Below are 22,131 nucleotides of genomic sequence, written 5' to 3' on the forward strand. Positions count from 1 at the left end.
ATTTAATCACGATGATCCTCAATCGATGCAATAAGGAAGCGGGCAATACCGCAGAGCAACAGCAGGGCCAGGAAGATGGTTGCCAGGTTGTAGAGGCGCTCCGGGTAGAGAGCCATCTGTGGGGTGTTCGGGCTGACCACGGTGACCAGGGTGCGAATCTTCTTGCTGGCTTCGATGCGGGCGTTGTCCAGTGCAGCAACGGCGGTCTTGTAGGTTTCTTCGGCGATGCCGGCATCCAGGGTCAATTGCTGGAAGCGCGAGGCCACCACGTTGAGCTGCTCACCATCCGGGGCGGAAACCAGCAGGTGTTTTTCTGCATTCAGTTGTTCACGAATGGCGTTCACGCGTTGCTGTTGTTGCTTGACCTGTGGTGAGTCTGGGTGAAGCTTGTAGAGCATCTGGGTGAGCACGGCGCGTTCTTTGGAGTGCTCGCCTTCAAGGGTGTCGATGATGCTGGCGCGGCCCATGGCCGAGCTTTTGCCATCCAGTACCTTGTTGCGGTTCTGGAAGCTCAGCAGTTCTTCCTTGCACTTGGTGTAGTGCTTCTTCGCGCCTTCCAGTTCGCCCTTGGCGAAGCGCATCTGCTCGCGGGCGATGCCGTGTGAGACTTCGTTCACGAAGTGCTCGCTGGCTTCCAGAATGGTCTTGACCATCTGCTCTGCGAGTTCCGGGCTGAAGGCTTGTACTTCAACGCGCAGCAGGCCGGTGGTTTCGTCATAGTGGGCAGAGACCATGCGCTGGTAGTACTTGAGCAGGTCTTCGCGCTTGGAGTCCTTGTCCAGCCAGAAGAACGGGTCGTTGCGTTGCTTGCTGTATTGCTCGACCCAATGCAGGCGATCTTCCAGCAGTTGCATCATGTCCATCGACACAATGTATTCGCGCAGGTACAGGGTTTCTTCCCGGGAGGCGGGATTGGTACCGCTCAGCAGCATGCCGAGCCCTGGCAACTGGGCGCCCGGGTTGTTACCGTCCTGACGAACCACCACTTGCGCGGAACTGACAAAGCGGTCCACGGCAAAAAAGCTGTAGTAGGCGATGGCCAGTACCATTGGTACTACGATCAGTCCCAGTGTCAGGCGCCAGCCCTTGAATTTACCCGTACTGCTCATATGCACTTGCATCCTTGAAATAAAACAATTCCGCCACGGTCCGGGCGATCAGGTGTTGTAGGCCTTGATGCCTTCGTCGACATCGTCATAGATCTGCACTGCGCCATCGCACACCAGCAGCACGACGTCACAGAGTTTTTTGATTTCGGGCATGCTGTGGGAAACCAGTACAACCTTGGATTTCTGCAGGCGCTCCTCGAACACGTCAGCGCATTTGCGCTTGAAGTGTGCGTCACCCACCGACATCACTTCGTCGATCAGGTAGTAGTCGAAGTCGAAGGCCATGCTCAGGCCGAAGGCCAGGCGCGAACGCATGCCGGAGGAGTAAGTCTTCACCGGTTCGTCGATCCAGCTGCCGATTTCGGCGAAGTCTTCGACGTAGGCGACCTTCTGGCGCATGGCATCACCTACCGCGCCGTAGACGCGGCTGACGAACTTGATGTTCTCGCGTCCGGTCATGGTGCCCTGAAAGCCGCCGGACAGACCCACTGGCCAGGAGATGCTTTTGTCGGTGGCAATGGTGCCGGAATCCGGCACATCAGCGCCGCCCAGGAGGCGCATGAGGGTCGATTTGCCAGCGCCATTTCGACCGATCAGGCCAATGTTTTTTCCGGCGGGGATCTTCAGTGACAGGTCGCGAAACACGTGGCGACGACCTTTGGGGGTCAGGTACGACTTGGTGATATTTCTGAGCTCGAACACGGGAAGCCTGCGGTTAGCCGTTCTTGGTGGAGATCAAATGCAGTCGACGAACCCGATAGGTACCCAGGGAGACGAACAGCAAGACTAGGGTGAACGCGATCACGTAGAGCACCGAAATGCCATCGACAGGAACGTAATGCGGGAAGATTTCGGCGCGAATCAGTTCCATCAGGTGCAGGAACGGATTGAGCAACAGCAGCGGCAGCATGGCGTGCGGCAGGTAGGTCGCGGGGATGAATACGCCCGACATGAAATACAACGGGAAAAACATCATCCGGATAAACAGCGTGCTACTGGGCATGGCATGGGTAATCAGGGACAACAGCATGCCCAGGCCGAAGGAAAACACAACGCCTAGCAAAACAGTCAGCATCCACTCAATGGGTGATTTGATTGCCATGTCGAAACCGAACCAAGCGAAGCCGAACACGAGGATGGCGTAGACAGTCGCTGAAATGCTGAACTCAACCAGCACTCGGGCAATGTAAGTGTCGAGGGGCTTGATCTGTTTGTAGGAAAACAGCGCGCGGTTTTCCTTGGGGCTGTTCATTAGGCGCAAGGCGGTGTTGCGAAATAGCAGGAACGGGGCCAGACCCACCAGTACAAAAACCGGGAAGTCGATACCGGCCACGGCGCGGCCACGAAGCAGCCCAAACAGCACGCTCAGAATCAGCAGGTGGCAAATCGGCTCGATTAGCGTCCAGCTAGCGCCCATGCGCCGATCACCAAAACGCGAACGCGCTTCGCGCAGCACCAGGGCAAAAATGACGGATTTTTTGATTTGCAGGGGGGAGCGAGGCTTTAGCATTATTTACCGCACAGCACACAACAGCGCGATAAACGCGCTGCTTGAATTCATTTTCAGAGGACTATCAGTCTTGTTTGACAGATTGCTTCCATTCGTGGGGCGGGAGGGTAAACGGTGTGCCCGACAGGAGTCAAGCCGCTTAGTTCCCTAACGATGGTCAGCTTATTTTGCCGATATTCAGGGCGATTTGATGTTTTTGACTCGATATTCAGGCCCTGCGTGGTCTGACTTCCCGTCACTCAACCCGCCAGCATCGGGTAGGTAAACAGACCGAAATGCAGCAGGTTCAAACCGAAGTGGGTCGCGATGGCTGCCGCCAGTCCGCCGAATCGATAGGCCAGCCCATAACCAGCACCCGCCAGGCTCGCGAGCACTACCCATTCCCACCCGGCGCCCCAATGGGCCAGTCCGAACAGGAGCGAGGCAATTAGCAGGGCAAGGTGTTCACCATAGGGCAGATGTTTGAAGCACCGGCTCAGGCCGCCCTGTATGTAGCCACGAAATAATGCTTCTTCGACGACGGTCACCAGCAGGAGGTTGTTGTTTATCCACAGCCACGCCTGATCCGGCCATTTGGGTGCCCACTCGACGATCCCCAGCAGCCAAGCGGTTCCAAACGTGACGGATGCCGTCAGGCTCAAGGCCGCAGCGCTTGCTTTGAGTGTCGGTAGCCACGGATGGCGGGCGACGATCCAGGGGCACACCAGTAACAGCCAGAAGCCAATCAGCGGTTTGTCGAGGTTAAGGTTCATCGAAAACGGGACAGCGTTCTCGGTAAAGCGCTCGTGGTCGATCATCTTGGCGTTGTAAAAACCCGGCCACCCATGCACTGCCAATGCGAATGCCAGCAGGACGAATAGTGCATGGCCGAGATAACGAACATGGCGGTAGTCGGGTTGTCGGACGGCAAAACCGGCGAGCATCAACAGGATGATCACCATGCTCGCCAGGACAGTCAGTTGCCCGTAAGTGAGTGCCAGGACGTAGCCGGCGGAGAGCAGTGTCAGGTACGGCCACGGCAGTACGAGCATGGGGTCATCCTGGTTGACTGACGAGGCCGCCTTATGTGAGGCATTTAGGCAGAAATGCCCGTGAGTCAGATAGAGGTGCTGACTTTTTTCCTTAACTGAAGCGTAGAACTGAACCTGTGACTATGTTTAAACGTGCCTGACATTAACTTGAAGGGCGCTCTGCCGGATTTTCCTGAACCGGGGGATGCGCATGATGACTTGGCCTGTTATTGCTACGACGTTGTTGATGCTGGCGGCTCTGATAGTTGTTGTGACTTCACTCAAAGGTTGGGTTGAGCATTGCAGGATTGAAGGGGATACCGAGTTCTAGTTGCGTTTTGGCGAAGCCTCCGGTCTTTTCTATCGCATGGGACTTGAGCACAAGGATATGGCACCCCAACAAAAACACCGCCCGAAGGCGGTGTCTGTGTCGTCAGCCTCTTAAGAGGCAATCAACTGCCGCAACACGTAGTGCAAAATCCCTCCCGACTTGAAGTACTCCACCTCATTGAGCGTATCGATCCGGCACAACACCTCGACTTTCTCACGGCTGCCGTCTGCACGAGTGATGACCAGGTTCAGGTTCATCCGTGGCGTCAGCTCGACGTCCGTCAGGCCCAGGATGTCCAGGGTTTCCTTGCCGGTCAGGTTCAGGCTTTTGCGATTCTGATCGAGTTTGAACTGCAACGGCAGCACGCCCATGCCCACCAGATTGGAACGGTGAATCCGCTCGAAGCTTTCGGCGATCACGGCTTTGACCCCCAGCAGATTGGTGCCCTTGGCCGCCCAGTCGCGGCTCGATCCGGTGCCGTATTCCTGGCCGGCGATCACCACCAACGGCGTGCCCGAGGCTTGATAACGCATGGCGGCGTCGTAGATCGGTACTTTTTCCCCGGTGGGGATGTAGATCGTATTTCCGCCTTCTTCGCCGCCGAGCATCTCGTTACGGATGCGGATGTTGGCGAAGGTGCCGCGCATCATGACTTGATGGTTGCCGCGCCGCGAACCGTAAGAGTTGAAGTCCCGAGGCTCCACGCCTTTCTCGCGCAGGTACTGGCCGGCGGGGCTGTCGACTTTGATGTTGCCGGCCGGGGAGATGTGGTCGGTGGTCACCGAATCACCCAGCAGTGCAAGGACTCTGGCACCGGTGACGTCCTTGACCACCGGTGGCGGCCCGCCAATGTCATCGAAGAACGGTGGGTGCTGGATGTAAGTCGAATCGTCCTGCCAGACATAAGTCGCTGCTTGCGGCACTTCAATCGCCTGCCATTGCGCGTCGCCGGCAAACACTTCGGCGTATTCCTTGTGGAACATCGAGGTATTGACCTGACTCACCGCGTCGGCGATCTCTTTGGTGCTCGGCCAGATGTCCCGCAGATACACCAGGTTGCCCTCCTTGTCAGTGCCCAAAGGCTCGCTGCTGATGTCGATGCGCACCGTACCGGCCAGCGCATAGGCGACGACCAGCGGGGGCGAGGCGAGCCAGTTGGTTTTCACCAGCGGGTGCACGCGACCTTCGAAGTTGCGGTTACCCGAGAGCACCGAGGCCACGGTCAGGTCGGCTGCCTGAATGGCTTTTTCGATCGGTTCCGACAAGGGGCCGGAATTGCCGATGCAAGTGGTGCAGCCATAACCGACCAGGTCGAAACCGAGTTCATCGAGGTACTGGGTCAAGCCGGCGGCCTTGTAGTAGTCGGTGACCACTTTCGAGCCTGGGGCCAGCGAGCTTTTGACCCACGGTTTGCGCTTGAGGCCTTTTTCCACGGCTTTTTTCGCCACCAGTCCTGCCGCCATCATCACGCTCGGGTTAGAGGTGTTGGTGCAGGAGGTGATCGCGGCGATCACTACCGCGCCGTTTTTCAATCGATAGATCTGACCGTCGTATTCGTAGTCGGCTTCACCGGCCAGGTCGGCATTACCCACCGCGACGCCACCGCCGCCTTCACTTTCGAGGCGACCCACTTCCTTGCTGGTGGGTTTGAATTGCAGGTCGATGAAGTCACTGAACGCTTGCGCGACCTTCGGCAGCGAAACCCGGTCCTGAGGGCGTTTCGGCCCGGCGAGGCAGGCTTCGACGCGGCCCATGTCGAGGGCCAGGCTGTCGGTGAACACTGGTTCCTTGCCCGGCAGGCGCCACAAGCCTTGGGCTTTGCTGTAGGCCTCGACCAGTTTCACGGTTTCGTCGGTGCGACCGGATAAACGCAGATATTCCAGGGTGATCTCGTCCACCGGGAAGAAGCCGCAGGTGGCGCCATATTCCGGGGCCATGTTGGCGATGGTCGCGCGGTCGGCCAGCGGCAGGTCCGCGAGACCGTCGCCGTAGAACTCGACAAATTTGCCGACCACGCCTTTCTTGCGCAACATCTGGGTCACGGTCAGCACCAGGTCGGTGGCGGTGATGCCTTCCTTGAGCTTGCCGGTGAGTTTGAAGCCGATGACTTCCGGAATCAGCATCGACACCGGTTGGCCGAGCATCGCCGCTTCCGCTTCAATCCCGCCGACGCCCCAGCCGAGCACGCCGAGGCCGTTGATCATGGTGGTGTGGGAATCGGTGCCGACCAGGGTGTCGGGGAAGGCGTAGGTGCGACCGTCCTCGTCCTTGGTCCAGACCGTGCGGCCCAGGTATTCCAGATTCACCTGATGGCAAATGCCGGTGCCCGGTGGCACGACGCTGAAGTTGTCGAAGGCGCTCTGGCCCCAGCGCAGAAAGGCGTAACGCTCGCCATTGCGCTGCATTTCGATGTCGACGTTCTGTTCAAAGGCGCTTGCACTGCCGAACTTGTCGACCATCACTGAGTGGTCAATCACCAGGTCCACCGGGGAGAGCGGGTTGATGCGCTGCGGGTCACCGCCGGCCTTGGCCATGGCGGCGCGCATCGCGGCCAGGTCGACCACGGCAGGGACGCCGGTAAAGTCTTGCATCAATACCCGCGCCGGGCGGTACTGGATTTCGCGATCGGAGCGGCGCTCCTTGAGCCAGGCGGCAATCGCCTTGAGGTCGGCGCCGGTGACGGTTTTTTCGTCTTCCCAGCGCAGCAGGTTTTCCAGCAGCACTTTCAACGACATCGGCAGCTTGTCCAGGTCGCCCAGGCTTTTGGCGGCGTCCGGCAGGCTGAAGTAGTGATAGGTCTTGTCGTCGACTTTCAGGGTTTTAAGGGTTTTCAGGCTATCGAGGGACGGCATTGAAATGACTCCTTTGAGTCCGCACGGCTACGGACTGACGGGACGAACAGAGCTTTTAACCTAGCCCTGTTTAGGCATTAAGGCTAATAACTGGACTCTATGGCCGGGTCCAAGGTTCCGAACTCGGCTATCATGCGCCGGTTTTCGTGACAGGCTTTGCTTCAACGCAAGTCTGGGCATCGCGCAGTGGCTGAATTTCTCGCCTACTGCCCAGGAGTAAGAATGAACATCCTCTTTATGCATTGCCGACCGGGCTTCGAAGGCGAAGTCTGTTCCGAGATTTCCGAACATGCCGCGCGGCTGAACGTGGCCGGTTATGCCAAGGCCAAGACCGCCAGCGCCTGCGCCGAATTTATCTGCACCGAAGAAGATGGCGCCGAGCGCCTGATGCGTGGTCAGCGTTTCGCCCAACTGATTTTCCCACGGCAATGGGCGCGCGGGATTTTCATCGACCTGCCGGAAACCGACCGCATCAGCGTAATCCTCGCGCACATGGCTGACTTCCCCGTGTGCGGCAGCCTGTGGCTGGAAATGGTCGACACCAACGACGGCAAAGAGCTGTCGAACTTCTGCAAGAAGTTCGAAGTGCATCTGCGCAAGGCGCTGATGGCGGCCGGCAAACTGGTGGAGGACGCCAGCAAGCCACGTTTACTGTTGACCTTCAAAAGCGGCCGTGAAGTGTTCATGGGCCTGGCGGAGTCGAACAATTCCGCCATGTGGCCAATGGGTATCCCGCGCTTGAAGTTCCCGCGTGAGGCCCCGAGCCGTTCAACCCTCAAGCTGGAAGAGGCCTGGCACCACTTCATCCCTCGCGACCAGTGGGACGAACGCTTGCACAGTGACATGACCGGCGTTGACCTCGGCGCCGCGCCCGGCGGCTGGACCTGGCAACTGGTCAACCGTGGCATGCTGGTGACCGCCATCGACAATGGCCCGATGGCCGAAAGCCTGATGGACACCGGACTGGTGCAACACTTGATGGCCGACGGTTTCACCTTCAAGCCCAAGCAGCCGGTGGACTGGATGGTGTGCGACATCGTCGAGAAGCCGGCGCGCAACGCCGCGATGCTCGAAGAATGGATTGGCGAGGGGCATTGTCGTGAAGCGGTGGTCAACCTCAAGTTGCCAATGAAACAGCGTTACGCGGAAGTGAAGCGCTTGCTGGAGCGCATTGCCGACGGGTTCAAGGAGCGCGGGATTCGGGTGGAGATTGGCTGCAAGCAGCTGTACCACGACCGAGAGGAAGTGACCTGCCACTTGCGCCGATTGGACGTAAAGAAACCGAAATCCCGCTGAATCCCCCAACCGTCCCTGTAGGAGCGAGGCTTGCCCGCGAAGGCCACACCTCGGTCCTGCAAATACACCGCAGCGCGGCCTTCGCGGGCAAGCCTCGCTCCTACAGGGACGGAGGTGATAGACGACAGATGACCGAACACCCGGCAATGCGCGACAATGCCGGCAAGTTTCAGGAGTGAATCATGAGTGAAATGATTGATACGCCGGTAGACGGCACCCTCGACGCCACCGGCCTCAACTGCCCCGAGCCGGTGATGATGCTGCACCAGCACATCCGTGACCTGGTGCCCGGCGGCCTGCTCAAGGTGATCGCCACCGATCCCTCGACCCGCCGCGACATTCCCAAGTTCTGCGTGTTTCTCGATCACGAACTGGTCGCGCAGCACGAAGAGGCCGGCACCTACCTCTACTGGATCCGCAAGAAACTCGTTTAACCCGCCGACTGGCTGATGCGGATCCGCTTGCGTGCACTGCGCGTCAGGCGGATCGACAGCATGAGCGCCGCGCAACTCAAGCCCACGATCAAACCCTGCCACAGCCCGCTCGGGCCGCTTGGCGTGCCGAACCAATCCGTCAGGCCCAGTGCGTAACCCACCGGCAAACCAATGCCCCAGTAGGCGAACAACGTCAGGATCATCGTCACCCGCGTGTCCTGATAGCCGCGCAAGGCGCCCGCCGCAGTGACCTGGATCGCATCGGAAAACTGGAACAGCGCCGAATACACAATCAACATGCCTGCGACGCGAATCACTGTCGGGTCCGCGGTGTAGATGGTCGCGATGTGCTCGCGCAGCAACAGCATCATGCTCGCGGAAAGACAGGCGTAAGCCAGCGCCGTGCCCATGCCGACCCCTGCGGCGAAACGCGCTTCACGCGGTTTCTGGCGACCGAGCGCCTGGCCGACCCGCACCGTTACGGCCATGCCGAGGGAGTAGGGGATCATGAACACCAGCGAGCTGAAGTTCAGGGCGATCTGGTGCCCGGCCACCACGGTGGCGCCGAGGCTGCCGATCAGCAGAGCGATTACGGCGAAGATGCTCGATTCGGCGAACACTGCGATGCCGATCGGCAGGCCGATGCCCAGCAGGCGCTTGATCACCGACCACTGCGGCCAGTCAAAGCGGCTGAACAACTGACTCGACTGATACGCCGGCGCCCAGCGTTCCCAGCAGGCCATGCCCAGCGCCATCACCCACATCACTATCGCCGTGGCCCAGCCGCAACCGACACCGCCCATGGCCGGCACACCGAAATGGCCGTAAATGAAGATGTAGTTCAGCGGAATATTCAGCGCCAACCCGCACAGGCCCAGCACCATCGCCGGCCGGGTGCGTCCCAGGCCGTCACTGAAGCAGCGCAGTACGTGGTAGAAGGCGACGGCGGGCAAACCACTGGCGATGCCGTGCAGGTATTGCATGCAGGGGCCGATCAGCTCGGGATCAACCTTCATGGCATGCAAAATCGGCTCCGCGCTGAACAGCATGCCGGTCGCCATCAACCCCACCACCAGGGCCAGCCACAACGCCTGACGGACAATCGGACCGATCTCGTTGTGGGTGCCGGCGCCGAAGCGCTGGGCGACTTTCGGCGTGGTGGCCAGCAGGGTGCCAGTCATCAATAGAAACACCGGGACCCAGATCGAGTTGCCCAGCGCCACCGCCGCCAGGTCGCGAGGCCCGACACGGCCCGCCATCACTGCATCGACGAAGCCCATCGCGGTAGTGGCAAGCTGCGCAACCATGATCGGCAGGGCGAGTGCGAGCAGGGTTTTAAGCTCCAGGCGAACCCGGGCCGGGCGATTGAGGGAAAGTGCGGCGGGGCGGTCAGTCACGGAATTCAAGGGCGAAACGTCCAAATAGGGATTGATGCGCGAGGCGGGGCATTCTACGCGTTGACGCATCGGTCAGGAAAAGTCCTGTGTTGGCGATTTGTAATCGGTGTCCGAACATTGCGACAACGCAACCCCTGTAGCAGCTGGCGAAGCCTGCGTTCGACTGCGTAGCAGTCGTAATCCCTGAGTTCACGTTCTGCCTGAAACACCGCATCGTCTGAGTTTACGACTGCTTCGCAGCCGAACGCAGGCTTCGCCAGCTGCTACAAAGGTGTGTGCAATGCCCGCTGGCCCACTAAGGTCATCTCCGCCTACACTGCCGATCCGCCAAAGGAGCCTGCCCATGCTGATTGTTGCCGACGAAAATATCCCGCTGCTCGATGCCTTCTTCCACGGTTTCGGTGAAATCCGTCGCGTGCCGGGACGTTCCATCGACCGCGCCACCATCGAAGAGGCCGATGTGCTGCTGGTGCGCTCGGTAACCAACGTCAACCGCGCATTGCTCGACGGCAGCAAAGTACGCTTTGTCGGCACCTGCACCATCGGCACTGATCACCTGGATCTGGATTACTTCAGGCAGGCCGGCATCACCTGGTCCAGCGCGCCGGGCTGCAATGCCCGGGGCGTGGTCGACTACGTTCTCGGCAGCCTGCTGACCCTGGCTGAAATCGAAGGCGCCGACCTGACTAAGCGTACCTATGGCGTGGTGGGGGCCGGTGAAGTCGGCGGCCGTTTGGTCAAGGTGCTGCAAGGTTTGGGCTGGAACGTACTGGTCTGCGATCCACCAAGGCAAGCGGCGGAAGGGGGCGATTTCGTCAGCCTCGAGCAAATCATCGAGCAGTGCGACGTCATCAGTCTGCACACGCCGTTGAAGAAACACGGCGCTCAGTCAACCTGGCATCTATTCGATAAAAACCGTTTGAACCAACTCAAACCCGGTACCTGGCTGATTAACGCCAGTCGTGGCCCGGTGGTAGACAACGCCGCCCTGCGCCAGGTTCTGCTGCAGCGCGAAGACCTGCAAGCGGTGCTGGACGTCTGGGAGGGGGAACCTGAGGTCGATGTGGCGCTGGCCGAACTCTGCGTGTTGGCGACGCCGCACATCGCCGGCTACAGCCTTGATGGCAAACAGCGCGGGACGGCGCAGATCTACCAGGCGTATTGCGAATTTCTTGGGCAATCGGCTCAGGTCAGCTTGAGCGATTTACTGCCGGCGCCGTGGTTGTCGCGCGTGTCGTTGAGCGCCGACAGCGATCCGGCGTGGGCGCTGGCGATGTTGTGTCGTGGTGTGTACGACCCACGCCGGGATGATGCGGATTTCCGCCGCAGTCTCGTCGGCAGCGTGAACGAGCAACGTGCGGCGTTTGATGCGCTGCGCAAGCATTACCCGCAGCGGCGGGAGATTGATGGGTTGCAGGTACGCATTGACGGGGATTCTCCTGAGTTGCAGAAGATCGTGGCGGCTTTGGGTGCAATGGCTGTCTGAAACCGAGTTGGCCCAATCGCGAGCAGGCTCGCTCCCGCTGGGGGCTTGTCGTACACAACCTCTGAATTCACTGGAGATCCTGTGGGAGCGAGCCTGCTCGCAAATGCCGCAGCGAAATACCTGGATCAATACCCATAAAAAACCCGGCCATCAGGGCCGGGTCAAGAAGACGATGGCTACATCACTTTTGTTTGGCAGGCTTGACCAATCGCTGTTCCAGTTCGCGGCAAGCTTTCTGGATCATGTCTTCAGTGATCGGTACTTCGCGCCCTTCTGCATCAATAATCGAGCAACCCAGAGACTGGTGCGGCTTCGTGCGGATCACTTGAATTTTGTCATCGCTGCTGTTTTGCAAGGACATGGCCTGTCTCCTCATCAAGTGTGTGTTAACTCTAAAACCGTCAGGTGACCGGGTTGTGACAGCTCCCGCGATCTTTCCAGGACGGCACTTGCAGTCCACCAGAAATACCGCAGCGTTGCCACCCGGACTTTAGACCGATAACGCCTAGGCACTAGTCTTGGCGATCATATTTAACCGGACTCATTATGATTTATAGCGTTCCAGGTTAGGGACGAGTGTAGGCTAAGCCCTGTCAATTTTCTGTGATCAGGCTATCGGATGATTTCAATGCTTTCCTCCCGTCAGCGCCGTGCCATTCGATTGACCAGTCGGTTTCTTGCGCCTTATCGGTGGCCAGCTTTGGGTGCCTTGCTGGCATTAATTGTCACGGCGGGCATCACGTTGTCCATGGGGCAAGGCATTCGATTACTGGTTGATCAGGGTTTCATGACCCAGTCGCCCCATTTGCTCAACCAGTCCATTGGTCTGTTTATGTTGCTGGTGTGCGGTCTGGCGGTCGGCACCTTCGCACGTTTTTATCTGGTGTCGTGGATCGGTGAGCGTGTCGTCGCCGACATCCGCCAGCAGGTGTTTAACCACCTGATTTACCTGCATCCTGGTTTCTACGAGGACAATCGCAGCTCCGAGATTCAGTCGAGACTGACCGCTGATACGACGTTGCTGCAATCGGTGATTGGCTCTTCGCTATCACTGTTTTTACGCAATCTGCTGATGGTGATCGGCGGGATCGTGTTGCTGTTTATCACTAACCCCAAGCTCACCAGCATCGTGGTCATTGCGTTGCCACTGGTGATCGCGCCGATCCTGATTTTCGGTCGCCGGGTTCGCAATTTGTCGCGGCTGAGTCAGGACCGGATCGCCGATATCGGCAGTTATGTATCCGAAACCCTGGGCCAGATCAAAACCGTGCAGGCCTACAACCATCAGGTTCAGGACGAACAGCGGTTTGCCATCACCGTAGAAGACGCTTTCGACACCGCCCGTAAACGCATTTTTCAGCGAGCCTGGTTGATAACCCTGGTGATCGTGCTGGTGCTGGGCGCGGTTGGGGTGATGCTCTGGGTCGGCGGCATGGACGTGATCGCCGGGCGGATTTCCGCGGGCGAGCTGGCGGCGTTTGTCTTCTATAGCCTGATTGTCGGCAGTGCCTTCGGTACGTTGAGCGAAGTGATCGGCGAGTTACAGCGGGCGGCAGGGGCGGCTGAGCGAATTGCCGAGTTGCTGCGTTCGGAAAACATCATCCAGCCACCGGCCGCAGGCCTGGTGACGTTGCCTGAGCGAGTGAAGGGCGATCTGGCGCTGCAAGACGTGCGCTTTTCCTACCCGTCGCGTCCCGAAAGCTACGCCGTCGATGGCTTGAATCTGACCATCCATGCCGGCGAAACCCTCGCGCTTGTAGGGCCGTCCGGTGCGGGTAAGTCGACGGTGTATGACTTGCTCCTGCGCTTTTACGACCCGGCCGAAGGATGCATCTTGCTGGATGGCGTGCCGCTGACTCAGCTTGATCCGCTGGACCTGCGACGTTGTTTCGCGTTGGTATCGCAAACGCCAGCGCTGTTCTTCGGTAGCATCGAAGAGAACATCCGCTATGGCAATCCGACAGCAACCCTGGCGCAGGTTCAGGAAGCGGCGAAAATCGCTTACGCCCATGACTTCATCGAGGCCATGCCCAACGGCTACCAGACCCACCTCGGTGACGGCGGCCTCGGTTTGTCAGGTGGCCAGCGCCAACGCCTGGCCATCGCCCGGGCGCTGCTGGTGGACGCACCCATTCTGCTGCTCGACGAAGCAACCAGTGCCCTCGACGCCCAAAGCGAACACCTGATCCAGCAAGCCCTGCCGAGCCTGATGAAAAACCGCACCACCCTGGTCATCGCCCACCGCTTGGCCACAGTGAAAAATGCCGACCGGATTGCGGTAATGGACCAGGGAAAACTGGTGGCGGTGGGGACGCATCAGGAGTTGATTGCGAACAATGCGTTGTATGCGCGGTTGGCGGCGTTGCAGTTTAGTGATGGCAAGCCTGAATTCGGTCTTCACTTGTAGTGCTGAGCGGCTGGAGGACTGATGGACTGATGGACTGTAACTGATGGGCTGATGGGCTGATGGGCTGATGGACTGTAGGAGCTGTCGAGTGAAACGAGGCTGCGATCTTTTGATCTTGATCTTCTGCACTGCCGATAAGATCAAAAGATCGCAGCCTCGTTTCACTCGACAGCTCCTACATGGCTCCTACATAGCTCCTACATAGCTCCTACACAGCTTCTAGATAGCCGGCATTACCGGTTATTGATCGTCGAAGTACCGCTCATGCCAATCCACCAGCGGCTGCGGCGAGTTTAGCTTCTGGCCGTAGATCACCGAGTATGACAGCACGTTCTGCACGTACTGACGGGTTTCGTCGAACGGGATGCTTTCTACCCAGACGTCGAAGCTCAGGTGGTCCGCGCCGCGCAGCCACTGGCGCACGCGGGCGGGGCCGGCGTTGTAGGCGGCGGAGGCGAGCACGCGATTGCCATTGAACTGACTGTGAACCTGGCTCAGGTAGGCGGCGCCGAGCTCGATGTTCTTGTCCGGGTCGAGCACTTGCTGCGGCGAAGCCAGCGGAATGCTGAACTTGCGCGCGGTTTCCTTGGCGGTGCCAGGCATCAATTGCATCAGGCCGCTGGCGCCGACGCCGGAACGAGCGTCGTCCATGAAGGCGCTTTCCTGCCGGGTGATGGCGAACACCCAGCTCGAATGCAGGCCACGGTTTTTCGCTTCGCGCACCAGAGTGTCGCGGTGGGCCATCGGAAAGCGGATGTCCAGATCGTCCCAATACTGCGCCTGACTGATGGTGCGGATCGCCGGGAAATACCATTTCAAGTCGTAGGCCAGTTTCGCTTGGGCGACCATTTCGTCACGGCTGAAGTGGCGGCTGGCGTAATACCACTCGCGGCGACCATCGACGATCTGCCCGCGAGCGTGGAGTTCCAGGGCGCGCCGCACGCCGGGGGTGTTGCGCACCTTGTTTATCAGCGCCTGGCTAAGCACCAGCGGTTTATTGACCAGCGAATAAGGTGACTGCGAACGATCGGCGGCGAGGAAACCGTAGAAGTCCCGCTCGCGAGCAAGACTTTTATAGAGTGTCAGTGCATCCGGGTTTTGCGGCTGCGCCAGTTCCAGGCTACGGGCCTGCCAGTAGCGCCAGCGGTTGGTCGTCGCCAAATCCTGAGGCAAGCGGCGGGTCAGCTGATAGGCATCCTCCCAGCGGGCCAGGCGCAGCAACAGTCGCAGGCGCCATTCGGACACCGTGTTGTCCCGCAGTTCCGGGTCATACTTGGTCATCACGTCCAGCGCACGGCCGTCGAAACGTCGTGCGAGGGTCAGGCCGATTTCCCGGGCAATCGCCACTTTTTCATCACGGGAGAAGTGCATGCTACTGGCATAGCCGTCGAGCAGGTCCATGGCCCTGTCCGGATCCTGGCGCGCCAGGCGGCGCAGGCCAAGACTGACCACATCAGACATCGGCTCGTCGGCCGGGGTGAAGCGCGATGGCTGGTTAAGCAGCTCGGGTTTCTGCGCGACATCCACCAGCAACCGACCGCGAGGGGCGAGGGTGGTCAGACCGTTGACCAGGCTGTTGGCCAGCGGATAGTTGCGAGTCTGGGCCGCCAGTTTGGCGCGTTCCCAGCGTTTCTGCTCGGTCAGCTGGCCTTCGGCGGCCCATTGCCCGAAGAGTGCATCGCAAGCAGCGGGTTGAGATTTGCCGGTCAGCCAGAGTTTTTCGGCGTTGGCATAACCTGCAGGTTTCTGGTTATGACCGATCTGATACTGAGCGTTCAGGCAGTCCAGTTCGGTGAAGTTCATCTTGGGGTCGTAGTACTTGACGAAAGTCGCCCAGTCGCCGCGATCGGCCAGCCAGCGCAACCAGCGCAATTTCATCCAGTTGGCTTGCGGCAGGTCACCGTGTTCGGCGAGGAATCTCTCGATTTCTTCATTGCTTGCGGTTTTAAGGCGAGCGGTCAGCTCGTCATACGCCAGGTAGGGCTCCAGCGGGTAATCGCTGAGGGCCTGGCTGTAACGGAAATAAGGACCGGTATCACCCTTGGCCAAGGCGCGCTTGGCCTCGTCGTAATATTGGCGTTGGGTGAGCAGGTCCACCGCCTGGGCTGGTTGTACGGCAGCGGCAGAGAGAAGCAAACATGATAAAAGACACAAAAGGCGACTGCGCATGAGACATCCGAGCAGAAAAATCAGGACAAGTGCGGGCACTACCGGCACTGAATAATATTGTAGCTTAGCCTTTTGCCAGCAAGGGGCGAAAGCTTTGCCGGCCCAGCAGCATAAGTTCGCAACATTTGTTATGCAGAGTGCTTCCACATTGAAATTGCCGGCCTTCTGAAGCCTCAAGTCAGGTAGAATACGCGCCCGGTTTTTGGAGAAGCTCATGACCCTGCTCAAATTCAGCGATGTGTCCCTTGCTTTCGGCGCTATGCCGTTGTTGGACAAGGTGTCCTGGCAGATCGCCCGTGGTGAGCGGGTGTGCATCATCGGCCGCAACGGCACTGGCAAGTCCAGCATGATGAAGCTCGTCAAGGGCGACCAGAAGCCAGACGACGGCTCCGTATGGCGTGCGCCAGGCCTCAAGATTGGCGAATTGCCGCAAGAATTGCCGGTCGCCGACGAGCGGACGGTGTTCGACGTGGTGGCCGAAGGCCTGGACGGTGTCGGCGAACTGCTCGCGCAGTATCACCACCTGAGCCAGAACATCGTCACTGACGCCGATCTGGACAAGCTGATGCACGTTCAGCACGACCTCGAAGCCCGCGATGGCTGGCGCTTGCAGCAACTGGTCGACAGCACGCTTAGCCGTTTGCAGTTGCCTGCCGACAAGACCCTTGCCGAGTTGTCCGGCGGCTGGCGTCGCCGCGTCCTGCTGGCTCAGGCCCTGGTTTCCGAACCGGACCTGCTGCTGCTCGACGAACCGACCAACCACCTGGACATCGGTGCCATCGCCTGGCTCGAAGAGGCGTTGAAGGATTTCCAGGGCGCCGTGCTGTTCATCACGCACGACCGTTCCTTCCTGCAAAACCTTGCGACCCGTATTCTGGAACTGGATCGCGGTGGCTTGATCGACTGGAACGGCGATTACGCCAGCTTCCTCGTGCACAAAGAAGCCTCGCTGGCCGCTGAAGAAACCGCCAACGCGCTGTTCGACAAAAAGCTGGCCCAGGAAGAAGTCTGGATCCGTCAGGGCATCAAGGCGCGCCGCACCCGTAACGAAGGCCGTGTCCGCGCACTGAAAGCCCTGCGCGTCGAGCGCAGCGAACGTCGCGAGCGCACCGGCAAGGCCAACATTCAGCTGGATACCGCTGACAAATCCGGCAAGCAGGTGATGGTCCTCGAGAACGTGAGCTTCGCTCACCCGGGTGGTCCGTTCCTGATCAAGGATTTCTCGATGGTCCTGACACGCGGCGACCGTATCGGTCTGCTCGGTGCCAATGGTACCGGCAAGACCACACTGCTGAAGCTGATGCTCAGCGGTCTGCAACCAACCAGCGGCAAAGTGGAGGAGGGGACGCGCATCGATGTGGCTTACTTCGACCAGTTGCGCCATCAGCTGGACCTGGAAAAGACCGTGATCGACAACGTGGCCGAAGGTCGCGACTTCATCGATATCGATGGTCAGAGCCGTCACGTACTGAGCTACCTCGGCGACTTCCTGTTCAGCCCGCAGCGTGCCCGCACGCCGGTGAAGGCGCTGTCCGGTGGTGAGCGTGCCCGTCTGTTGCTGGCCAAGCTGTTCAGCAAGCCGGCGAACCTGCTGGTTCTCGACGAACCGACCAACGATCTCGACGTCGAAACCCTCGAACTGCTGGAAGAGGTCTTGCTGACCTTCAACGGCACCGTACTGATGGTCAGCCACGACCGGGCATTCCTCGACAACGTGGTGACCAGCACCCTGGTCTTCGAAGGTGAAGGCAAGGTTCGCGAATACGTCGGTGGTTATCAGGACTGGCTGCGTCAGGGCGGTTCGCCGCGCCTGCTGGGCGTGACCGAGAGCAAATCCGGCAAAGCCGACCTGACGTCTGCTGTCGTGACGGCCGAAGCTGCGCCGGTTGCAGCGGTTGAAGCGCCGGTGGCGAAGAAGAAGCTCAGTTACAAGTTGCAGCGTGAGCTGGAAATGTTGCCGGGTCAGATCGAAGCCATGGAACAGCAAATTGTTGTCGTTGAAGCTCAGATGGCCGATGCCGGCTTCTATCAGCGTCCGGCTGCCGAGACGGCTGCGGTGATCGCTCAGCTGGAACAGTTGCGGGCTGAGCTCGACGTTATGGTCGAGCGCTGGGCCGAGCTGGATGCCTGATTGATCCTGCTGTAAAAAAGCCCGACCTCGGTAATTCGAGTGTCGGGCTTTTTGTATGGCGCAAGGCCGAATCGATCTTTGTAGGAGCGAGCTTGCTCGCGATGGTCGTCAACGATAACGCTGACAGTCTGACACCCCCGTGCGTTCTCGGGTTTATCGCGAGCAAGCTCGCTCCTACAGGAGGTTCGTGTTATCAGCTTTTGATCAGGCGCACCGCGAGCACATCGCAAGGCGCACCGTGCAAGACATCATTGGCGGTGGAGCCCAGCAGAAGCGCCAGGCCATGTCGACCATGGCTGCCCACTACGATCAGGTCGCACGTTTGTTCCTTGGCCAGGTGGTGAATCTCCTGGCGCGGTTGGCCGTAGGTCAGGTGGCTGTATTCCTTGGTGATTTCCGGATATTTCAAGATCAGTCGGTCCAGGCGCTCTCGGGCCTGATCGAACTGCTGTTGTTGCAGTTGTGACAGGTCCATCGGCACGTCGCCACCGAAGGCCATGGCCATCGGCTCGACAATGTGCACCAGGGACAGCTTCGCTTTGTTGCTCACCGACAGTTCGCGAGCGCGGTGGATTACAGGATCGCACTCTTCGGTTAGATCTACAGCGACCAGAATGTGGTTGTAGGGCATGGGGTGCTCCTCCTGAGGTTGCAATATTGATAAGTATGGCTGGTTTCAAGCGCATTGTTTCCAAAGTGACTGAATGCGCCCATCAAGAATCGGGAGTACAGATATGACGGTCTGGATAGTGGTGTCAATCCTGCTGGTGGTGTTGAGTCCGCTGGCATGGTTGCGGCCGTCCCGCCACCAGAGCGGCCGTATGGCCCTGCGCATGGAGGCGCGACGCCTCGGGCTGGCCATGCAGCTGGCGCCTCAGGAATGGCCGCACTGGTTGAGTCAGGAGCCGCCGAGCCCCTGTGCGCAATACCATCGACCACGGCGTGGGAATCGGCCGGCCTGCTGGAGTTACTGGCAAAAAGCGCCGGGTATTTGGGTGAATCAGTGGCAAGAGGTCTGTGAAGATCCAGCGTTGTCGATTCATTTCGAAAAGTTGCCAGACAACGTTTACAAGATCGAAGCGGACAAGCAAATGATCACCTTGTATTGGGGCGAAAAGGGTGACGCAACTGTTTTGCAACAGATTGATGCCACCCTCAAAGCACTCGCCTGAACTCCGTCTCGTAGCAGCTGCCGAGCCTGCGAGGCTGCGTTCGGCGACGAAGTCGTCGTAAACACTGAACACACGGTCAGTCTGATATACCGGGGGGCTTGATTTTACGACTGCTGCGCAGCCGGACGCAGCCTCGCAGGCTCGGCAGCTGCTACAGGTTTTTGCAGGCAATAAAAAGCCCGACATCAACATCGGGCTGGAGTTGGCCAGGCAGGCCGGTAATTCGGGGTGGGGCTGATCTTACGCTGGGCATTCGCCAAAAGCGCTCATGTTTTTTTCCTCAGTGTTTCGCCAGCGTAGCCCGTTAAACAAAGGCTGCAGCGAATTAGGGCGACATTTCTAACTATTGATTCTATGAATGGCTTCACATGCATCCGCGTGTTGCAGGGCTTCGCGGTACGGAAATGACCGGAAAGTCGCGTTTCACCCCGTGTTTTGGGCGATTGACAATTGTCGGAAATTCCGTGAAGGTGATGCACCCAAATCAAACGGGCGTATGAATTGAGCGTTTGTATTTCAGACCGCTCCTACAGAATCCCGACTATCGCGTTGGCGGGTGTGCCGGGTGGATTGGCGTTAGCATCGACGAAAAGCGTCCCTGCCGAACCATTCGCCTGCGTCCGACGTGTACTGTTCAGCTTCCATATCGTGGAGATCAGTTGATGATTTACGAAGGTAAAGCCATCACGGTTAAGGCTCTTGAAAGTGGCATCGTCGAACTGAAGTTCGACCTCAAGGGTGAGTCCGTCAACAAGTTCAACCGTCTAACCCTGAACGAACTGCGTCAGGCCGTAGACACCATCAAGGCAGATGCTTCGATCAAGGGTGTGATCGTCAGCAGTGGCAAGGACGTATTCATCGTCGGTGCCGACATCACCGAATTTGTCGAAAACTTCAAGCTACCTGATGCCGAGCTTGTTGCTGGCAATCTGGAAGCCAACAAGATTTTCAGCGATTTCGAAGACCTCAACGTCCCGACTGTCGCCGCGATCAACGGAATCGCCCTGGGTGGCGGTCTGGAAATGTGCCTGGCGGCGGACTACCGCGTCATGTCCACCAAGGCCAAGATCGGTCTGCCGGAAGTCAAACTGGGTATCTACCCAGGCTTCGGCGGCACCGTGCGTCTGCCGCGCCTGATCGGTGCCGACAACGCCATCGAATGGATTGCCGCCGGTAAAGAAAACCGTCCTGAAGACGCGCTGAAAGTCGGCGCAGTGGACGCAGTGGTTGAGCCTGAGAAATTGCAGGAAGCGGCCCTTGAGCTGATCAAGCGCGCCATCTCCGGCGAGTTCGACTACAAGGCCAAGCGTCAGCCGAAGCTGGAAAAGCTGAAGCTGAACGCGATCGAACAAATGATGGCTTTCGAAACCGCCAAGGGTTTCGTCGCCGGTCAGGCTGGCCCGAACTACCCGGCGCCGGTTGAAGCGATCAAGACCATCCAGAAAGCTGCGAACTTCGGTCGCGACAAGGCGCTGGAAGTCGAAGCTGCCGGTTTCGTCAAATTGGCCAAGACCTCTGCAGCGCAGAGCTTGATCGGTCTGTTCCTGAACGATCAGGAGCTGAAGAAAAAGGCCAAGGCCTACGACGAAATCGCCAAAGACGTGAAGCAGGCTGCCGTATTGGGCGCCGGCATCATGGGCGGCGGTATTGCTTATCAGTCGGCCTCCAAAGGGACGCCGATCCTGATGAAGGACATCAACGAGCACGGTATCGAGCAGGGTCTGGCTGAAGCCGCCAAGCTGCTGGTGAGCCGCGTTGATAAGGGTCGGATGACGGCTGCAAAAATGGCTGAAGTGCTCAACGGCATTCGTCCAACCCTGTCCTACGGTGATTTCGGTCACGTGGATCTGGTGGTTGAAGCCGTCGTCGAGAATCCTAAGGTCAAGCAAGCCGTCCTGGCCGAAGTGGAAGACAAGGTCAAAGAGGACACTATCCTCGCGTCCAACACCTCGACCATTTCCATCACCTTGCTGGCCAAAGCCCTCAAGCGTCCGGAAAACTTCGTCGGCATGCACTTCTTCAACCCGGTGCACATGATGCCGCTGGTTGAAGTGATTCGTGGCGAGAAGTCCAGCGAGCTGGCCGTTGCCACCACCGTTGCCTACGCCAAGAAAATGGGCAAGAACCCGATTGTCGTCAACGACTGCCCGGGCTTCCTGGTCAACCGCGTGCTGTTCCCGTACTTCGGCGGTTTTGCCAAATTGGTCAGCGCCGGTGTGGATTTCGTCCGTATCGACAAGGTCATGGAAAAATTCGGCTGGCCAATGGGCCCGGCGTACCTGATGGACGTGGTCGGCATCGACACCGGTCACCACGGTCGTGACGTAATGGCTGAAGGCTTCCCGGACCGCATGAAAGACGACCGTCGTTCGGCAATTGACGTGCTTTACGAAGCCAAGCGCCTGGGCCAGAAGAACGGCAAAGGCTTCTATGCCTACGAGACCGACAAGCGCGGCAAGCAGAAGAAAGTCGCCGATCCGTCGGTGCTGGAAGTGCTCAAGCCGATCGTTTACGAGCAGCGCGAAGTCACTGACGAAGACATCATCAACTGGATGATGATCCCGCTGTGCCTGGAAACCGTGCGTTGCCTGGAAGACGGCATTGTCGAAACCGCCGCCGAAGCCGACATGGGTCTGGTCTACGGCATTGGTTTCCCTCCATTCCGTGGCGGTGCGCTGCGTTACATCGATTCGATCGGTGTTGCAGAGTTCGTTGCCCTGGCTGACCAGTACGCTGATTTGGGCGCGCTGTACCAACCGACCGCGAAGCTGCGTGAAATGGCCCTGAACGGCCAGAGCTTCTTCGGTTAAGCGCCCCCAACTAGAGT

The 22,131-nt window shown here is 58.9% G+C and carries 16 protein-coding genes; 7 read left to right on the forward strand and 9 right to left on the reverse strand.

All coding sequences use genetic code 11. The features are described from left to right. Positions 1-2: 2 nt before the first annotated feature. The 5 genes from ACM6IR_RS03905 to acnA all read right to left on the reverse strand — a co-directional run bounded on the left by ACM6IR_RS03905 (position 3) and on the right by acnA (position 6,812). On the reverse strand, positions 3-1,109 hold the full coding sequence (locus ACM6IR_RS03905; protein ID WP_414906474.1) for an ABC transporter permease: 1,107 nt from the start codon (positions 1,107-1,109) through the stop codon (positions 3-5). Between the two features lie 48 nt (positions 1,110-1,157). Next, the gene (locus ACM6IR_RS03910) at positions 1,158-1,811 is read right to left on the reverse strand and encodes an ABC transporter ATP-binding protein (RefSeq protein ID WP_414906475.1); all 654 of its coding nucleotides are present in this window, start codon (positions 1,809-1,811) and stop codon (positions 1,158-1,160) included. A gap of 13 nt (positions 1,812-1,824) precedes the next feature. Beyond that, the gene (locus ACM6IR_RS03915; protein ID WP_414906476.1) at positions 1,825-2,619 is read right to left on the reverse strand and encodes an ABC transporter permease; all 795 of its coding nucleotides are present in this window, start codon (positions 2,617-2,619) and stop codon (positions 1,825-1,827) included. Between the two features lie 239 nt (positions 2,620-2,858). After that, positions 2,859-3,650 carry a lysostaphin resistance A-like protein gene (locus ACM6IR_RS03920; protein WP_414906477.1) on the reverse strand — a complete coding sequence of 264 codons (792 nt, stop codon included), beginning with the start codon at positions 3,648-3,650 and terminating at the stop codon, positions 2,859-2,861. 420 nt (positions 3,651-4,070) lie between these two features. Then, a complete protein-coding gene (acnA, locus tag ACM6IR_RS03925) occupies positions 4,071-6,812 on the reverse strand; it encodes an aconitate hydratase AcnA (protein ID WP_414906478.1) in 2,742 nt (913 codons plus the stop codon). A 222-nt stretch (positions 6,813-7,034) separates the two neighbouring features. Between acnA and rlmM the strand changes: the two genes are divergently transcribed. Next, positions 7,035-8,108, forward strand: a complete 1,074-nt coding sequence (gene rlmM, locus ACM6IR_RS03930; protein ID WP_414906479.1) for a 23S rRNA (cytidine(2498)-2'-O)-methyltransferase RlmM — start codon at positions 7,035-7,037, stop codon at positions 8,106-8,108. A 182-nt stretch (positions 8,109-8,290) separates the two neighbouring features. Continuing rightward, positions 8,291-8,542, forward strand: a complete 252-nt coding sequence (gene tusA / locus ACM6IR_RS03935; RefSeq protein WP_111450598.1) for a sulfurtransferase TusA — start codon at positions 8,291-8,293, stop codon at positions 8,540-8,542. Here the strand turns inward: tusA and ACM6IR_RS03940 are convergent. After that, entirely contained in the window at positions 8,539-9,948 is a 1,410-nt protein-coding gene (locus ACM6IR_RS03940) for an MATE family efflux transporter (RefSeq protein ID WP_414906528.1), read from the reverse strand. The genes tusA and ACM6IR_RS03940 overlap by 4 nt on opposite strands. Positions 9,949-10,282: 334 nt before the next feature. Between ACM6IR_RS03940 and pdxB the strand changes: the two genes are divergently transcribed. Next, positions 10,283-11,425, forward strand: a complete 1,143-nt coding sequence (gene pdxB / locus ACM6IR_RS03945) for a 4-phosphoerythronate dehydrogenase PdxB (protein WP_414906480.1) — start codon at positions 10,283-10,285, stop codon at positions 11,423-11,425. Positions 11,426-11,606: 181 nt separating this feature from the next. On the opposite strand, the gene ACM6IR_RS03950 is transcribed toward pdxB, so the two are convergent. Next, positions 11,607-11,786 carry a PA1571 family protein gene (locus ACM6IR_RS03950; RefSeq protein ID WP_414906481.1) on the reverse strand — a complete coding sequence of 60 codons (180 nt, stop codon included), beginning with the start codon at positions 11,784-11,786 and terminating at the stop codon, positions 11,607-11,609. Positions 11,787-12,044: 258 nt separating this feature from the next. Between ACM6IR_RS03950 and ACM6IR_RS03955 the strand changes: the two genes are divergently transcribed. Then, complete coding sequence (locus ACM6IR_RS03955) at positions 12,045-13,832, forward strand: ABC transporter transmembrane domain-containing protein (protein ID WP_414906482.1); 1,788 nt, start codon at positions 12,045-12,047, stop codon at positions 13,830-13,832. Between the two features lie 240 nt (positions 13,833-14,072). Here ACM6IR_RS03955 and ACM6IR_RS03960 read toward each other — a convergent pair whose 3' ends face one another. Beyond that, entirely contained in the window at positions 14,073-16,001 is a 1,929-nt protein-coding gene (locus ACM6IR_RS03960) for a transglycosylase SLT domain-containing protein (RefSeq protein ID WP_414906483.1), read from the reverse strand. Positions 16,002-16,215: 214 nt separating this feature from the next. Between ACM6IR_RS03960 and ACM6IR_RS03965 the strand changes: the two genes are divergently transcribed. Continuing rightward, on the forward strand, positions 16,216-18,132 hold the full coding sequence (locus ACM6IR_RS03965; protein ID WP_414906484.1) for an ATP-binding cassette domain-containing protein: 1,917 nt from the start codon (positions 16,216-16,218) through the stop codon (positions 18,130-18,132). Positions 18,133-18,325: 193 nt separating this feature from the next. Here the strand turns inward: ACM6IR_RS03965 and ACM6IR_RS03970 are convergent, their stop codons facing one another. After that, positions 18,326-18,763, reverse strand: coding sequence for a universal stress protein (locus ACM6IR_RS03970; protein ID WP_414906485.1), 438 nt, complete (start codon positions 18,761-18,763; stop codon positions 18,326-18,328). Positions 18,764-18,866: 103 nt separating this feature from the next. Here ACM6IR_RS03970 and ACM6IR_RS03975 point away from each other — a divergent pair, with 103 nt between their 5' ends. Further along, positions 18,867-19,304 carry a hypothetical protein gene (locus ACM6IR_RS03975; protein ID WP_414906486.1) on the forward strand — a complete coding sequence of 146 codons (438 nt, stop codon included), beginning with the start codon at positions 18,867-18,869 and terminating at the stop codon, positions 19,302-19,304. Between the two features lie 662 nt (positions 19,305-19,966). Continuing rightward, positions 19,967-22,114, forward strand: a complete 2,148-nt coding sequence (gene fadB / locus ACM6IR_RS03980) for a fatty acid oxidation complex subunit alpha FadB (protein WP_414906487.1) — start codon at positions 19,967-19,969, stop codon at positions 22,112-22,114. The last annotated feature ends 17 nt before the right edge of the window (positions 22,115-22,131 follow it).

It is taken from the genome of Pseudomonas sp. IT-P253 (assembly GCF_949768125.1).
Taxonomy (GTDB): Bacteria; Pseudomonadota; Gammaproteobacteria; order Pseudomonadales; family Pseudomonadaceae; genus Aquipseudomonas.

Coding starts and splice junctions, on each gene's coding strand:
- ACM6IR_RS03950 (WP_414906481.1), bottom strand. CDS start 11,786: ATGTCCTTGCAAAACAGCAGCGATGACAAAATTCAAGTGATCCGCACG.
- rlmM (WP_414906479.1), top strand. CDS start 7,035: ATGAACATCCTCTTTATGCATTGCCGACCGGGCTTCGAAGGCGAAGTC.
- ACM6IR_RS03965 (WP_414906484.1), top strand. CDS start 16,216: ATGACCCTGCTCAAATTCAGCGATGTGTCCCTTGCTTTCGGCGCTATG.
- ACM6IR_RS03920 (WP_414906477.1), bottom strand. CDS start 3,650: ATGCTCGTACTGCCGTGGCCGTACCTGACACTGCTCTCCGCCGGCTAC.
- ACM6IR_RS03960 (WP_414906483.1), bottom strand. CDS start 16,001: ATGCGCAGTCGCCTTTTGTGTCTTTTATCATGTTTGCTTCTCTCTGCC.
- ACM6IR_RS03955 (WP_414906482.1), top strand. CDS start 12,045: ATGATTTCAATGCTTTCCTCCCGTCAGCGCCGTGCCATTCGATTGACC.
- fadB (WP_414906487.1), top strand. CDS start 19,967: ATGATTTACGAAGGTAAAGCCATCACGGTTAAGGCTCTTGAAAGTGGC.
- ACM6IR_RS03915 (WP_414906476.1), bottom strand. CDS start 2,619: ATGCTAAAGCCTCGCTCCCCCCTGCAAATCAAAAAATCCGTCATTTTT.
- ACM6IR_RS03905 (WP_414906474.1), bottom strand. CDS start 1,109: ATGAGCAGTACGGGTAAATTCAAGGGCTGGCGCCTGACACTGGGACTG.
- acnA (WP_414906478.1), bottom strand. CDS start 6,812: ATGCCGTCCCTCGATAGCCTGAAAACCCTTAAAACCCTGAAAGTCGAC.
- tusA (WP_111450598.1), top strand. CDS start 8,291: ATGAGTGAAATGATTGATACGCCGGTAGACGGCACCCTCGACGCCACC.
- ACM6IR_RS03970 (WP_414906485.1), bottom strand. CDS start 18,763: ATGCCCTACAACCACATTCTGGTCGCTGTAGATCTAACCGAAGAGTGC.
- ACM6IR_RS03975 (WP_414906486.1), top strand. CDS start 18,867: ATGACGGTCTGGATAGTGGTGTCAATCCTGCTGGTGGTGTTGAGTCCG.
- pdxB (WP_414906480.1), top strand. CDS start 10,283: ATGCTGATTGTTGCCGACGAAAATATCCCGCTGCTCGATGCCTTCTTC.